Below are 12,900 nucleotides of genomic sequence, written 5' to 3'. Positions count from 1 at the left end.
TCTGGGCGGATGGGACGGCTACTATGGCAAGCCCGGGCCGAAAACGATGCGCCTGGGGCTCGAAGCCTTCCAGCGCATCAAATTTGGTACCAGTCTGGCGCTCCGCGATGTGTGAATCGGACAGCCGTTCTTACGGGGAGAGGGTTGGGGTGAGGGGCTGTCTCCGCGAATACGGCGAGAGATACATGCGTGGAGAGCCCCCTCACCCGGAATTCAAGCTTTGCTTGAATTCCGACCTCTCCCCGCAAGAGCGGGGAGAGGTGGTCGCAAGCCTCACTTCTCCGCGTCGATCACCTCGCCGACCGGCTTCCATTTCACGCCGTCGAACTGCATCAATTGTTCCTGGCTCATCGGCGTGTAGCGCGTCGGGGTGGTGTTGAGCTTGATGCCCGGAAGCATGATCGGGAGGACGAGATCCTTGATGCTGGTCGCCTGCTTCATCAGGTTCTCGCGAGTCAGGTCGTCGCCGCAATTCTTCAAGACGTGAACGAAGGTCTGCGCCGTCGCATAGCCGAACACGTGATAGGTCTCGGACGGGTTGGCTTCGGGCATGTATTGCTTCATGAAGGCGAGATATTCCTTCATGCCGGCATCGTCGGCCCATGCCGCATCGTTCGGGTCCTTGCGGAAGGCGACGGTGATGACGCCCTTGGAATTGTCCAGCCCCGCCGGCACCAGCGTGCTGGAGATCGAGCCGGCGGCGTCACTGAGAAGATGCAGCGCATCCCATTTCGTCTCCGCCATCTTCTTGATGGCCTGCGCGGAGAATTTCGGCGTCGAAATGTCGAGGAACACGTCGGCGCCGGTGGCCTTCAGGATCAGGATCTGCGAGTCGATGGTCGGCTCGGCGATCTCGTAGCTGAGCTCCTTGACGATCATCGTGGCGGCCTTGTCGCCAAGCCCGTCACGAAAGCCCTTGAGGTGATCGCGGCCGAAATCGTCGTTCTGGAACAGCACCGCGACTTTCGCATTCGGCCGCTCCTTGAGGAGATATTTGGCGTAGATCACGCCCTTGGCATGGTTGTTCGGCTGCCAGCCCATCGACCACGGATAGGTCGCGGGCTCGGAGACGCGGTTGGCCCCGGTGCCGAGGAACAGGCCCGGCACCTTCTTCGCATTCAGGTACTTCTGCGTGGCGAAGTTGGTCGGCGAGCCGAAGGTGCCGACGATCGCCAGCACCTCCTCGCTTTCGACCGGGTCTGCTCCACCGCCTTGGGCGGGCTATAACCGTCGTCGAGCGAGACCAGGTTGATCTTGCGGCCGTTGACGCCGCCTTCCGCATTCACCTTCTGGAAGTAAGCGGTCATCGCACGCCCGATCGCCGCGAAGCTCGACGCCGGGCCGCTATAGGGCATGGTCTGGCCGATCTTGACCTCGCTATCAGTCGCGCCCGGTCCGTAGTTCTTCTCCTGCCCGAATGCGGAGAACGACAACCCCGCCCATGCGATTGCACAGGTCGCCACCATGAGCTTCTTCATGCTCTTTTCCTGTCTTCGTTGTTGATGATCTCTGATCAGGCCGGCTGCAGATAGCGCTGCTTCAGCACGTGCTTGAACAGCTTGCCGTTCTCCTGCCGCGGCAGCTCGGCCTCGAAATCGATCGAGCGTGGGCATTTGACATGCGACAGGCCGTCCCGGCAGAACGCCATCAGGTCGTCCGCAAGCGCCGATGATGCCTTCGACGGCTCCCTGAGCTGCACCACCGCCTTGACCTCCTCGCCATATTCCGGATTGGGAATTCCGAACACGGCGACATCAGCGACATCAGGATGCAGCGCCAGGCGGTTCTCGATCTCGGCGGGATAGATATTGACGCCGCCGGAGATGATCATGTGCGAGCGGCGGTCGGTCAGATAGAGATAGCCGTCGTGATCGAGATAGCCGACATCGCCGATGGTCGACCAGCCCTTGGCGTTTCGCGAGCGCGCGGTCTTCTCGGGATCATTGTGATAAACGAATTGCGGGCCGTCGAAATAGACGTCACCGATCTCGCGGGGGCCAAGTTCGTTCTGCGCTTCGTCGAGGATATGGATGGTGCCGACGCAGGCGCGCCCGACCGAGCCGCGGTGCGTCAGCCAGTCAGCGGTCGAGATGCAGGTGGCGCCGTTGCGCTCCGAGCCCGCGTAATATTCCCAGACGATCGGGCCCCACCAGTCGATCATCCGCTCCTTGAGCTCGGGCGGACAAGGTGCGGCGGCGTGGATCGCGCAGCGATGCGATGAGAGATCGTAGCGGGCGCGTATCTCGTCCGGCAGCGCGAGCAGGCGGAAGAACATCGTCGGCACCCACTGGCTGTGGGTGATGCGGTAATGCTCGATCGCGGCCAGCGCCTGCTCGGGTACGAACTTCTTCATGATGACTGCAGTGCCGCCGCTCTCCAGCGTGCGCAGGGTGAAGCGAAGCGGCGCGCCATGGTACAGGGGTGCGGGAGAGAGATAGACCGTATCCTCCGCGAAGCCGAAATTGTCGCGCACCCAGTCGCCGGAGGCCTGGGCCTGGCGGAGGTCGGCGAAGAGCGGCTGCTTGATACCCTTCGGCCTGCCGGTCGTGCCTGAGGAATAGAAGAAATCCTTGCCGACGGGCCCGTCGGGGATCTCGATCAGGCGATCGAAGCGGGCAAGTTCCGCGGCATAGTGAAAGCTGCCGTCCAACGCGCCGCCCAGCGCGTACACCGCGCACCGGTGCGGATTGTCGGCGAGCAGCGCCTGGATCGCGTCCGCAAAACGCGCGGCGACAAAGAACAGCTTGGCGCCGCTGTCGCGCACGATATAGGCCGCCTCTTCGGGCCTCAGATGCGTGCTGACAGGCGTGTAATAGACGCCGTGGCGTCGCGCGCCCCAGATCAGCTCGAAATAAGTAGGGTCGTTGTCGAGCATGATCGCGATGCCGTCGCCGGCGGCGAGCCCCATCCAGATCAGGAGCTGTGTGACGGCATTGGCGCGGCGGTCGAGCTCGCCATAGGTAATCGCTTGGTCGGAAAAGGCGACGAGCGCGGCGGTCTTGTCGGGATGACGTTCAGCCCATTGGCGCAGGATTGGCATTTCTTCCCCGTGTTGACCGAGAACTCGGCCTTGCGGGGATTATCCGCATCAAGGCTGCATCATTGAATGACCGCGCATTCCAATCCGATTGGCGGAATCCGACTGCGTCACTTGCGGCGCTCGCGGAACTCGCCGGGCGTCACGCCGGTCCAGCGCCTGAACGCGCGATGGAAGGTGCTGAGTTCGGAGAAGCCGAGCGAGACCGCGATTTCCTCCAGCGACAGGCGGGACTTCTGCAGCAGGTGAGTGGCGAGGTCGCGCCGCAGCCGGTCCTTGATTTCCTGGAAGCCGCAGTTCTCTTCTTCGAGCAGGCGGCGGCGCAGCGTCTGCGGCGAGACCGCCAGCATCCCGGCGATGTCCTCGAACGACAGCGGACGCTTGAGGTTGCGGCGGAGAATGCCGCGCACCCGTTCGGCCATGCTGCTGTCGTCGCGGTAGCGCACCAGAAGCGCATTGGGCATCGATGCGAGGAAACGCCGCAGCCGCTCCTCGTCCGGCATGATTGGCAGATCAAGCAACTCAGCGTCGAAGCGAATTTCGGTGCGCGGCTGATCGAACAGCATCGGCGCCCGGTAGAACAGCTCGAGCTCCCCGCTGAACGGTTCTTCCGGGAAGACGTAGTGGACGGTGATCAACGGCAGCCGGCGGCCCACCAGCCAGCACATCAGCCCATAGGCGAACAGCAGGATCGCGCCATTGACCATGCGCCGCCGGTTCGGCTGGGCGATAGTGTCGGTGACATAGAGCGAGGCGTCATCCGGGCCCTCCGCCAGCCGCACCACGAAATCGTCCGTGACCAGATGATAGAACTGGCAGCCGATCCGGATCGCTTCGCGCAAATTGGCACAGCGGATCAATAGCCGGCACATCATGCGGAAGGTGCCGGGCTTGATCGGGCGGTTGCACAAAAGCCAGAGCTCGTCGCGCGTCTCCCGGGTCAGGATCGCGATCAGGCGGGCGAACTGGTCCTGCGGCAGCCGGGCGCCCGGCTTCTCGAGCTGCTCCGGCGTGATGCCGGCGCGCGCCAGCAGCCGGTCGATATCGAAGCCGGCCTCGCGCACGCCGCTCAGCACGAGGCCGACATAGCCGGAGTCGATCGCTGAACGCGACGGCGCAGCGCGTGATGATCGAAGTGCGGCAGAGGCTCCCGGCATGGCGTGGTCATGTTAGCGCCCGGATTGTTCCGTCGCCACCATTCCTGTGGCAGGCAAGGTCAACGCAACTGATCGTTTTCGTCATTGCGGGTGCGGGACTTCTTTTCATTGTCGCCGCTAGAGCATGATCCGGAAAAGTGGAAACCGGTTTTCCGAAAAGATCATGCTCAACAAAGAGATGAGATCGCCGCCGGAGGACACTGATGCGCGCGTTGATGAGTTGCGAGCCGGGCGGGCCCAAAACCCTGCGGCTGCTCGATGTGCCGGAGCCGGTGCCCGGGCCGGGACAGGTGCTGGTGGCGGTGAAGGCGTGCGGCGTGAACTATCCGGACTTTCTCACGATCCAGGATCGCTATCAGGTCAAGACGCCGCGGCCCTTCGCGCCCGGAGCTGAGGTGGCCGGCGTCGTGGCCGCGGCAGGGGAAGGGGTTGCCGCGCTGCGCGTCGGTGATCGGGTCGCGGCGCGGACCGGAACCGGCGGCATGGCGGAGTTCGTCGCGGTCGATGCCACGCGCTGCAGCCCGATTCCCGACGGCATGTCGTTCGTCGATGCCGCGGTCATGCAGTTCACCTTCGAGACAGCCTATTACGCGCTGCACACCCGTGCCGGCGTGCGCGCCGGCGAAACCGTGCTCGTGCTGGGCGCAGCAGGAGGCGTCGGCATTGCCGCCGTGCAGGTCGCGCGCAATCTCGGCGCCCGCGTCGTCGCCGCGGCATCATCGGGCGAGAAGCTGGGCTTCGCTCGCCAGCACGGCGCCGCCGAGGGCGTGGTCTATTCGGCCGACACAACAGGGGATGGTCGCGAGCTCGCTGCGCGGCTGAAGCAGGCGGTCGGTTCGCGCGGCGCCGACGTGATCATCGATCCCGTCGGCGGATGGCTCTCGGAAGCCGCCATTCGCTGCATCGCAGAGGGCGGGCGCTACCTCGTGCTCGGCTTTACCGCAGGCATTCCGTCACTGCCGCTCAACCTTCCTCTGCTGAAGAATTGCGATGTGCTTGGGATCAACTGGCGCACGTTCACGCTGTCACAGGATTCAGGCGTCGCCGAGAATCGGCGTGCGCTCCGGTCCTGGTATTCGCAAGGCATGCTGTCATCAGGTATCAGCGCCGAATTCCCGCTCCAGGAGGGCGGCAAGGCGATCCAGCACCTCGCCGACCGGCGCGCCCTCGGTAAGGTCGTTGTGGTGATCTGACCTGCGCATCCCAGCCCGATCTGCGCGATTGGAAATTCTGCAATGCATCAAGGTCTCACGGCAAGATGACCGTGGGCGCCGCTTGCCGCCATGCGGCACGCTGATATGGTCTGCGGCCGGCGAAATGGATTGCATTCGCCGCTTTCGCCGAGATTCACAATCATCCCGCGCTGCAGGAGTTTCTCATGACACACGCGTTTCGCTTCCATCAGGCCGGCGGTCCCGAGGTTCTGAAATGGGAAGAGGTCAAGCTCGGCAAGCCTGGTCCCGGCGAAGCGCGGGTCCGTCACACGGCAGTCGGCCTGAACTTTGTCGATATCTATAACCGCGCGGGCGTCTACGGTGTGCCGCTGCCGAGTGGTCTCGGCAGCGAGGGCGCTGGAATCGTCGAGGAAGTCGGGTCCGGCGTCACCGACCTCAAGCCGGGCGATCGCGTCGCCTATGGCAACTCGCCGCTCGGCGCCTATGCCGAGGAGCGGCTGATCCCGGCCGACCGTCTGCTCAAATTGCCCGACGGCATCGATGACAAGACCGCGGCGGCGATGATGCTCAAGGGCCTTACGGTGCAGTACCTCATTCGCCAGACTTATCGCGTCAAGAGCGGGGACACGATCCTGCTGCATGCCGCGGCCGGCGGCGTCGGACTGATCCTGGGCCAGTGGGCCAAGCATCTCGGCGCCACCGTGATCGGCACGGTCTCGACCGACGAGAAGGCGAAACTCGCGAAAGCCCACGGCACCGCGCACACCATCGTCTACACGCGCGAGGATTTCGTCGCCCGCGTCAAGGAGATCACCGGAGGCAATCTGGTGCCTGTTGTCTACGACTCCGTCGGCAAGGACACCTTCCTGAAATCGCTGGACTGCCTGGCGCCGCTCGGCGTCGCGGTGCTGTTCGGCCAGTCCTCCGGCAGTATCGAGCCGCTCAACCTCGGCCTGCTGGCACAGAAGGGCTCGCTGTACGTGACCCGCCCGACGCTGAACACCTATGGCGCCAAACGCGAGAACCTGGTGGCGATGGCAAACGAACTGTTCGACGTGGTGAAATCAGGCGCGGTCAAGATCGAGATCAACCAGACCTATCCGCTCAAGGACGCCGCCAAGGCGCACGCCGATCTCGCCGCCCGCAAGACCACGGGATCCACGGTGTTCCTGGTGTGAGTGCGCTCAGTGTCGTAGCCCGGGTGGAGCGCCCGCGTAACCCGGGACCGCTCGCAACGCGGACGCAGATGTCCCGGGTTACGCGGGCGCTCCACCCGGGCTACGGAACGACGCACTAATCCGTCCCAGCCCCAAAACGCTCGACCAGGAAGTCGATGAACAGCCGCACCTTCACCGAGAGGTGGCGGGTCGGAGGGTAGATCGCATAGAGCGTCAGCGGTGGTGCGCGATAGTCCGCGAGGATGGTCTTCAGCGCTCCGGTGTGGAGCGCATCGCCGGCGATGAAGGTCGGGATCAGCGCAATCCCGTGGCCCTTCGTGGCGACGTCGCGCAGCACCTCTGCGTTGTTCGCGCATAGCGACCAGGATGGCTGGATCCAGTGATCGCCATCCGCACCCGTCAGCTTCCATTGGTTGCCGGTCAGCAGGAAGCCATAGGTCAGCGCAGCATGCTCGCGAAGATCGCGCGGATGGGCCGGCGTGCCGTGCTTGGCTAGGTAGTCCGGCGAAGCGCAAACGACACGGTCGATCGGCGCGATCCTGCGCGCGATCAGGCTCGATGATTCCAGCTCCGCGATCCGTAACGTGACGTCGAAGCCGTCCTGCACGGGGTCGAGCAGGTCGTCGCTCAGGACGAGCTGAAGCTGGATCTTCGGATATTTCCCCATGAAGTCCGCGACCGCCGGGCCGAGCCGCAGCGTGCCGAACGACATCGGCGCGTTGACGCGAAGCAGTCCGTGCGGCGTCGATTGCGCCTGCGACACCGCCTGATCCGCCGCGTCGAGTTCGGACAGGATCGAGAGCGCGCGCTCGAAATACATCTGGCCGCTCTCATTGGCGCTGACATGGCGGGTGGTGCGGTTGAGGAGCTGCACGCCCAAACTCTCTTCGAGCTCGGCCACATACTTGCTGACCGCGGAGCGGGAGAGCCGAAGCTGCCGGCCGGCCTCGGCGAAACTGCCGGTCTCCACGACCTTCACGAACGCCCGCAGGCTCGCAACCTTGTCCATCTTGCCTCCGGCTCATTTCACCCGTCATTGCGAGGAGCGTAGCGACGAAGCAATCCATGGCTCCGCACGCGGCGAGGTGGATTGCTTCGCGGAGCCTGTCATCGGGCGGCGCTACGCGCCGACCCGGTGGCTCGCAATGACCATGCGATCGGGATTGTCCTCAAATCGTAGACAGTGGCGCCATGAAAGCATGGATTGTTCTCAGAAAATAGCGGGCCAATATTGCCAACAACGAGCCCGATCGGGCTCCCGAATTAATCAGGAGAGACCAATGTCTGGCATCCATCATGTCACCGCCATCGCCGGCAACCCGCTGAAGAATTTCGATTTCTACACGCGCGACCTCGGCCTGCGGTTCGTCAAGAAGACCGTCAATTTCGACGACCCCACGACCTATCATTTCTATTACGGCGACGCGGTCGGCCATCCCGGCACCATCCTGACGTTCTTCCCCTGGGAAGGCGCGCCCGCCGGCCGCCGTGGCGTCGGCGAGACCCATCAGACCGCCTTCCGCGTGCCGGCGCGCTCGCTCGGCTATTGGGTGCAGCGCTTCGTCGAGAAGGGCATCCCCCATCAGCCGCTGGAGAAGCGCTTTGGTGAGTCGGTCCTGCCGTTCACCGATCCCGATGGCATGGCGCTCGCGCTGGTCGGCATTCCCGGCGCGGAAGACGAGTCGGCCTGGAGCAATGGGGATGTGCCTGCTGAGCACGCCATCCGCGGCTTCCACGGCGTGACCTTGCTGCTCGAGACTGCCGCGAAGACCGCCGCCATCCTCACCGATGTGCTCGGCTTCCGCGAGGTCGCGCGCGAGGGTTCGGTGATCCGCCTCGCTGCTCCCGGTGACGTCAAGGGAAGCGTCGTCGACATCTACGAGGCCAAGGGCTTCCTGCGCGGTCGCCAGGGCGTCGGCTCGGTGCATCACATCGCGTTCCGCGCGGCTGATGATGTCGAGCAGGGCCAGATGGCGCAGAAGCTGGTCTCGGCGCACGGCCTGCATCCGACCGAGCAGCGGGATCGCAACTACTTCCGCTCGATCTATTTCCGCGAGCCCGGCGGCGTGCTGTTCGAGATCGCGACCGACATTCCCGGCTTCGCGGTCGACGAGCCCGTCGAGAGCCTCGGCCACGCGTTGAAGCTGCCGTCGTTCCTCGAGCGGCATCGCAAGGAGATCGAAAGCGTGCTGCCTGAACTGGGAGAAGTCGCATGACCAACGAGACGCCTTTCGTCTATCGTTTCGTGCCGGCGGAAGGGGCGGGCGCTCCGCCCCTTCTGCTGCTCCACGGCACCGGCGGCGACGAGAACGATCTGTTGGACCTTGGACGGATGCTGTCGCCGGATTCGGCATTGCTGTCGCCGCGCGGCCGCGTGCTGGAGAACGGGATGCCGCGCTTCTTCCGCCGTCTTGCGGAGGGAGTGTTCGATGAGGACGACGTTCGGCGGCGCGCCGTCGAACTGGCCGACTTCGTCGACGCGATGCGCCGGCGTCTCGGCATCGGCGCGCCGGTGGCGGTCGGCTATTCGAACGGCGCCAACATCGCCGCGGCCATGATGCTGCTTCGCCCCGGCACGCTTTCGGGCGCGGCGCTGCTGCGCGCGATGGTGCCGCTGTCCGATCCACCGCCCGCTCAACTGGGTGGCATGCCGGTGCTGATCGCCTCAGGACAGATGGACCCGATCGTGCCGAGCTCCAACTCGGCGAAACTCGCGGAGATGCTGCTCGACGCCGGCGCCGACGTCACGTACCGCACCCTGCCGGTCGGCCATCAACTCTCGCAGGCGGACCTCGTGCTCACGCGCGAGTGGCTGGAGCGGGTGAAGAAGCGGACGCCTCAGTCCGCCTAACAATGCGGGCGCTGCCTATACGGCGCCCGCACTCTTTTGCAGATAACTATCCGCAAAGGCGAGATACCACTCCAGACATCCCGGATTGGCCATCGCATCCTTGTTGATGACCTTCTCGATCGGGTGGCCGAGCAGGAGCTTCTTGATCGGCAGCTCCTGCTTCTTGCCCGATAGCGTGCGCGGAATTTCGGGCACCTGGAAGATCTCATTGGGAAGGAAGCGGCGGGACAGGCCGGCTTCGATCGCCTTGTTGATCCTTGCTTTCATCGCCTCGTCGAGCGCGATGCCATCGCGCAGCACCACGAACAGCGGCATGTAACTTTCGCGCCCGAGATATTCGAGATCTATGACCATCGAATCCAGGATCTCCGGGAGTGCCTCGATCGCCGAGTAGAGTTCGCTCGTCCCCATGCGCAGGCCGTGCCGGTTGATGGTGGCATCGCTCCGGCCATAGATCACGCAGGAACCGTCGGCGGCGACCTTGAGCCAGTCGCCATGCCGCCACACCGGACCGCGTCCGCTGCCGTCGAAATTATCCGGATAGGTCTCGAAATAGCTGGCGCGGTAGCGCGCGTCATCAGGATCGTTCCAGAAGCGCAGCGGCATCGACGGCAGCGGCTCGGTGCAGACGAGCTCGCCGACCTCGTCGATCACGGCGCGGCCCTGCTCGTTGAATGCCTCGACGGCGCAGCCCAGGATCCGGCATTGCATCGTGCCCGGCGTCTGCGGCAATTCCCTGTTGCCGCCGATGAAGGCGCCGGCAAAGTCGGTGCCGCCGGAAATGTTCGCCCACCACATGTCCGCCTGTGCGGCGTTGCCGTTGATCTTTGAGAGCGCGGCGAAGCGCTCATTGAACCAGGCCTGCGTGTCGGCGCTCAGCGGCGAACCGGTCGAGCCGAGCGCGCGCAGGCGCGAGAGGTCGCCGACGGCAGCGAGATCGATCTCCGCTTTCGTGCAATTGGCAAAGAACGCCGCGCCGGCGCCGAACACCGTCACCTTGGCGTCGGCCACGAAACGCCACAGCGTGGTCCAATCCGGCTTATCCTTTGATCCGCCGGGGCTGCCGTCGAAGATGCAGCAGGTGGTGCCGCCCAGGAGCCCGTTGACCTGGCAGTTCCACATGATCCAGCCGGTCGAGCTGTACCAATGGAAGCGCTCGCCAAACGAGTTCGGCTGGTAGCTGCAGCCGATGTCGTTGTGCAACGTGTTCAGCGGCAACACCACGATGATGATGCCGCCATGGCTGTGCACGATCGGCTTCGGCAAGCCGGTGGTGCCGCTGGAATAGACGATCCAGAGCGGATGATCGAACGGCAGCCACGCCGGCTCGAACGCATCGATCGCGGGACTCCGGCGGGCGGAGATCGCCGATAACAGCGGATCGGCGGTCTCAGCGCTCTCCGCGTCCCTGTGCAGAATGAAGTGCTTGACCGTCGGCAGCGAGCGCCGGAGCTCGTCGACCACGGCGCGGCGGTCATGCCGCCGGCCGGCATAGGTGACGGCATCGCAGGCGATCAGCACTTTCGGCTCGATCTGCTTGAAGCGATCGATCACCGCCGGCGCCGCCATGTCGGGCGCACAGACGCTCCAGATCGCGCCGAGGCTCGCGGTGGCGAGGAACGCGATGATGGTCTCAGGGATATTAGGCAGATAGGCCGCGACGCGGTCGCCGGGCTTGACGCCTTTCTCCCGCAAGTGAACCGCAAGCGCGGCCGCCTGTCGCCGCAATTCGGGCCAGCTCGTTTCCTTCAGCACGCCATCTTCGCCGCTGCTCACGATCGCCGGCAAGCCCGCGGCATCGGCGGCCTCGACGTGGCGAAACACCTGCTGGGCGTAGTTGACGGAGGCGCCGGGAAACCAGACCGCGCCCGGCATCTTCCGTTCCGCCAGCACCGCGCGGTGCGGCGTCGGCGAGCGCAAGTCGAAATAGTCCCAGATGCTCTGCCAGTAGACGTCGAGGTCGCGCACCGACCACTGGCGCATGTCCTCAAAACTGGAAAAGCTCAGGCCGCGCTGCTCTTGCAGCCAGCGGCGATAAAGGGCGATCTGCGGAACGTAAGGTGCGGTCATTGTTCTTCGACTTGCATCGCGGCAGTAAGCGCCGCTTGAAATGAAAGCCCTAGCATAGCGGAACCCGGGCAGGAATGTCTTTGCGGCCAACGTGACACCGCGTGCAGATATCGACAAAATCGGGGAATGTGGGTGTGCCTGTCCCGCTGTGGTTTGAGTTACTTCTTCAGCCACTCCCTTAGAGAATTGTCGATTGCCGACCCCTGAGAAGATATCTGGTGCACAAGATCCAACTTCATTAGCTTTGCTTGTTTTGAATCTAACCGACTCACGTTTTCAATGTCTGTTTTGCATAGATCAAAGCGATTCCGTTGTGCATTGTACTCGAACCGTACCTGAAAAAGCAGCAGTTGCTCTAATCCCTCCTTTCTTCCGTCGCCTCGTGCCCGTAGCTGCTCCAATACCTTCAACTGCTCATAAGCTTTGTCGTAGTCCCCATCGAAAATCAGCGCTCTTGTCCTCGCTGCGTGGGCGGCTGGAAGCTTGGGAGTATTGCTTAGCGCCTGAGCAGTGTACTTTAGGGCGTCGTTCCTGTTTCTCTTCTTGAGAGCGAGATCAGCTTTTCTCAATGCAAAGAACGATAACCCAGGCCCGTCGCCGACTTCCTCCAATTGCTCAAGTCTATCGGTGAAGTTTGAGTCGTACAGTAAAGCGTCGACATTCGACGCAACAGCGATTCTCGCTTGCAAGTAGCCGTCCAAGACGTAAGGATTGCTTTCAGCCCGTTGAACCAGATTATCTGCGAGGCGAAGTGCCTCATCGAAATCCTTCCGAGCTAGTAACACGCTTAAGAGTTCTCTTTCGACGTCAATGTTCCCCGGGATCAGTCCGAACGCTTTTTCAAGTTCATTTTGAGCAGTTTCCAGTTGCCCGCGCCGCCGATAGAAGAAGCCCGTCAAGAAGTGTTTGATGCCCCGAGCTCTCTTGAGTCCCAATTGGTCGATCTGTCTAACGATGGCTTTAAAATCGTCTTCAGCTCCAATACGCGCGCACGATAGTCCGCCGAAACGAAGAGCCTCAAGACGAGCTTCTGGCGTCATTGTGGACGACAAATTTAGAGCGCGTTGTGAGAAATCCAATGCGTGAGGATAGTCGCCCTTGTTGTAGCTGTCCCGTGCCAACCATATGTAGTGCGATGGAAGGATGAGCTGCTGTGTCCATCCCGGAGCCACTTTATTACTTCGAATTGCGGCAATCGTTACTGAATCGATTAGCGCAATCGGAACTGAGTCGCCTGCAGTATAGCCCAGCAATAACTCAACTAAGCTCTTGGCGAACTCATCTGATTGGCGTGACGTTAGCTGGAATGTGAGCGTCACGAGAGGATCGCCGTGCCCGGCCTTGACTTGCGCGGAATGCTTTGGATTGCCCGATCGGGGTGATTGACGCTGCCGCTGGGCGATGATTGGGTGCTCCCCTCTGAAGGGACCTC

9 protein-coding genes and 1 pseudogene are annotated in these 12,900 nt (G+C 63.1%); 4 read left to right on the top strand and 6 right to left on the bottom strand.

From position 1 onward, the window contains the following. Nucleotides 1-273: 273 nt before the first annotated feature. The 3 genes and pseudogenes from ACZYOF_RS38140 to ACZYOF_RS38130 all read right to left on the bottom strand — a co-directional run bounded on the left by ACZYOF_RS38140 (nt 274) and on the right by ACZYOF_RS38130 (nt 4,194). A pseudogene (locus ACZYOF_RS38140) lies at nt 274-1,478 on the bottom strand (ABC transporter substrate-binding protein). A gap of 35 nt (nt 1,479-1,513) precedes the next feature. Further along, complete coding sequence (locus ACZYOF_RS38135; RefSeq protein WP_463718980.1) at nt 1,514-3,040, bottom strand: acyl-CoA synthetase; 1,527 nt, start codon at nt 3,038-3,040, stop codon at nt 1,514-1,516. A 107-nt stretch (nt 3,041-3,147) separates the two neighbouring features. Further along, the gene (locus tag ACZYOF_RS38130) at nt 3,148-4,194 is read right to left on the bottom strand and encodes an AraC family transcriptional regulator (protein ID WP_463718979.1); all 1,047 of its coding nucleotides are present in this window, start codon (nt 4,192-4,194) and stop codon (nt 3,148-3,150) included. A gap of 203 nt (nt 4,195-4,397) precedes the next feature. Between ACZYOF_RS38130 and ACZYOF_RS38125 the strand changes: the two genes are divergently transcribed. Next, the gene (locus ACZYOF_RS38125; protein ID WP_463718978.1) at nt 4,398-5,387 is read left to right on the top strand and encodes an NADPH:quinone oxidoreductase family protein; all 990 of its coding nucleotides are present in this window, start codon (nt 4,398-4,400) and stop codon (nt 5,385-5,387) included. Between the two features lie 185 nt (nt 5,388-5,572). Beyond that, nucleotides 5,573-6,547, top strand: a complete 975-nt coding sequence (locus ACZYOF_RS38120; RefSeq protein ID WP_463718977.1) for a quinone oxidoreductase family protein — start codon at nt 5,573-5,575, stop codon at nt 6,545-6,547. Nucleotides 6,548-6,662: 115 nt separating this feature from the next. On the opposite strand, the gene ACZYOF_RS38115 is transcribed toward ACZYOF_RS38120, so the two are convergent. After that, a complete protein-coding gene (locus ACZYOF_RS38115) occupies nt 6,663-7,556 on the bottom strand; it encodes a LysR family transcriptional regulator (RefSeq protein ID WP_282531349.1) in 894 nt (297 codons plus the stop codon). Between the two features lie 271 nt (nt 7,557-7,827). On the opposite strand from ACZYOF_RS38115, the gene ACZYOF_RS38110 reads away from it, so the two are divergent. Both ACZYOF_RS38110 and ACZYOF_RS38105 read left to right on the top strand, forming a co-directional pair. Then, a complete protein-coding gene (locus tag ACZYOF_RS38110) occupies nt 7,828-8,763 on the top strand; it encodes a ring-cleaving dioxygenase (RefSeq protein WP_463718976.1) in 936 nt (311 codons plus the stop codon). Continuing rightward, nucleotides 8,760-9,398 (top strand): alpha/beta hydrolase, encoded by a 639-nt coding sequence (locus ACZYOF_RS38105; protein ID WP_463718975.1) that lies wholly within the window; start codon nt 8,760-8,762, stop codon nt 9,396-9,398. The genes ACZYOF_RS38110 and ACZYOF_RS38105 overlap by 4 nt, the downstream gene beginning before the upstream one ends. 15 nt (nt 9,399-9,413) lie before the next feature. Here the strand turns inward: ACZYOF_RS38105 and ACZYOF_RS38100 are convergent, their stop codons facing one another. Both ACZYOF_RS38100 and ACZYOF_RS38095 read right to left on the bottom strand, forming a co-directional pair. Continuing rightward, nucleotides 9,414-11,468: an acetoacetate--CoA ligase gene (locus ACZYOF_RS38100; protein ID WP_463718974.1), complete on the bottom strand. Its 2,055-nt coding sequence runs from the start codon at nt 11,466-11,468 to the stop codon at nt 9,414-9,416. A gap of 158 nt (nt 11,469-11,626) precedes the next feature. Further along, nucleotides 11,627-12,900 (bottom strand): tetratricopeptide repeat protein (locus ACZYOF_RS38095; RefSeq protein ID WP_463718973.1); only part of this gene is annotated, 1,274 nt, incomplete at its 5' end.

It is taken from the genome of Bradyrhizobium sp. LeoA1Lang, from assembly GCF_055413685.1.
Note: the sequence above shows the minus strand (reverse complement) of the source record. Positions and strands in the feature narration are given on the sequence as shown.

Coding starts and splice junctions, on each gene's coding strand:
- ACZYOF_RS38135 (WP_463718980.1), bottom strand. CDS start 3,040: ATGCCAATCCTGCGCCAATGGGCTGAACGTCATCCCGACAAGACCGCC.
- ACZYOF_RS38130 (WP_463718979.1), bottom strand. CDS start 4,194: ATGCCGGGAGCCTCTGCCGCACTTCGATCATCACGCGCTGCGCCGTCG.
- ACZYOF_RS38125 (WP_463718978.1), top strand. CDS start 4,398: ATGCGCGCGTTGATGAGTTGCGAGCCGGGCGGGCCCAAAACCCTGCGG.
- ACZYOF_RS38120 (WP_463718977.1), top strand. CDS start 5,573: ATGACACACGCGTTTCGCTTCCATCAGGCCGGCGGTCCCGAGGTTCTG.
- ACZYOF_RS38115 (WP_282531349.1), bottom strand. CDS start 7,556: ATGGACAAGGTTGCGAGCCTGCGGGCGTTCGTGAAGGTCGTGGAGACC.
- ACZYOF_RS38110 (WP_463718976.1), top strand. CDS start 7,828: ATGTCTGGCATCCATCATGTCACCGCCATCGCCGGCAACCCGCTGAAG.
- ACZYOF_RS38105 (WP_463718975.1), top strand. CDS start 8,760: ATGACCAACGAGACGCCTTTCGTCTATCGTTTCGTGCCGGCGGAAGGG.
- ACZYOF_RS38100 (WP_463718974.1), bottom strand. CDS start 11,468: ATGACCGCACCTTACGTTCCGCAGATCGCCCTTTATCGCCGCTGGCTG.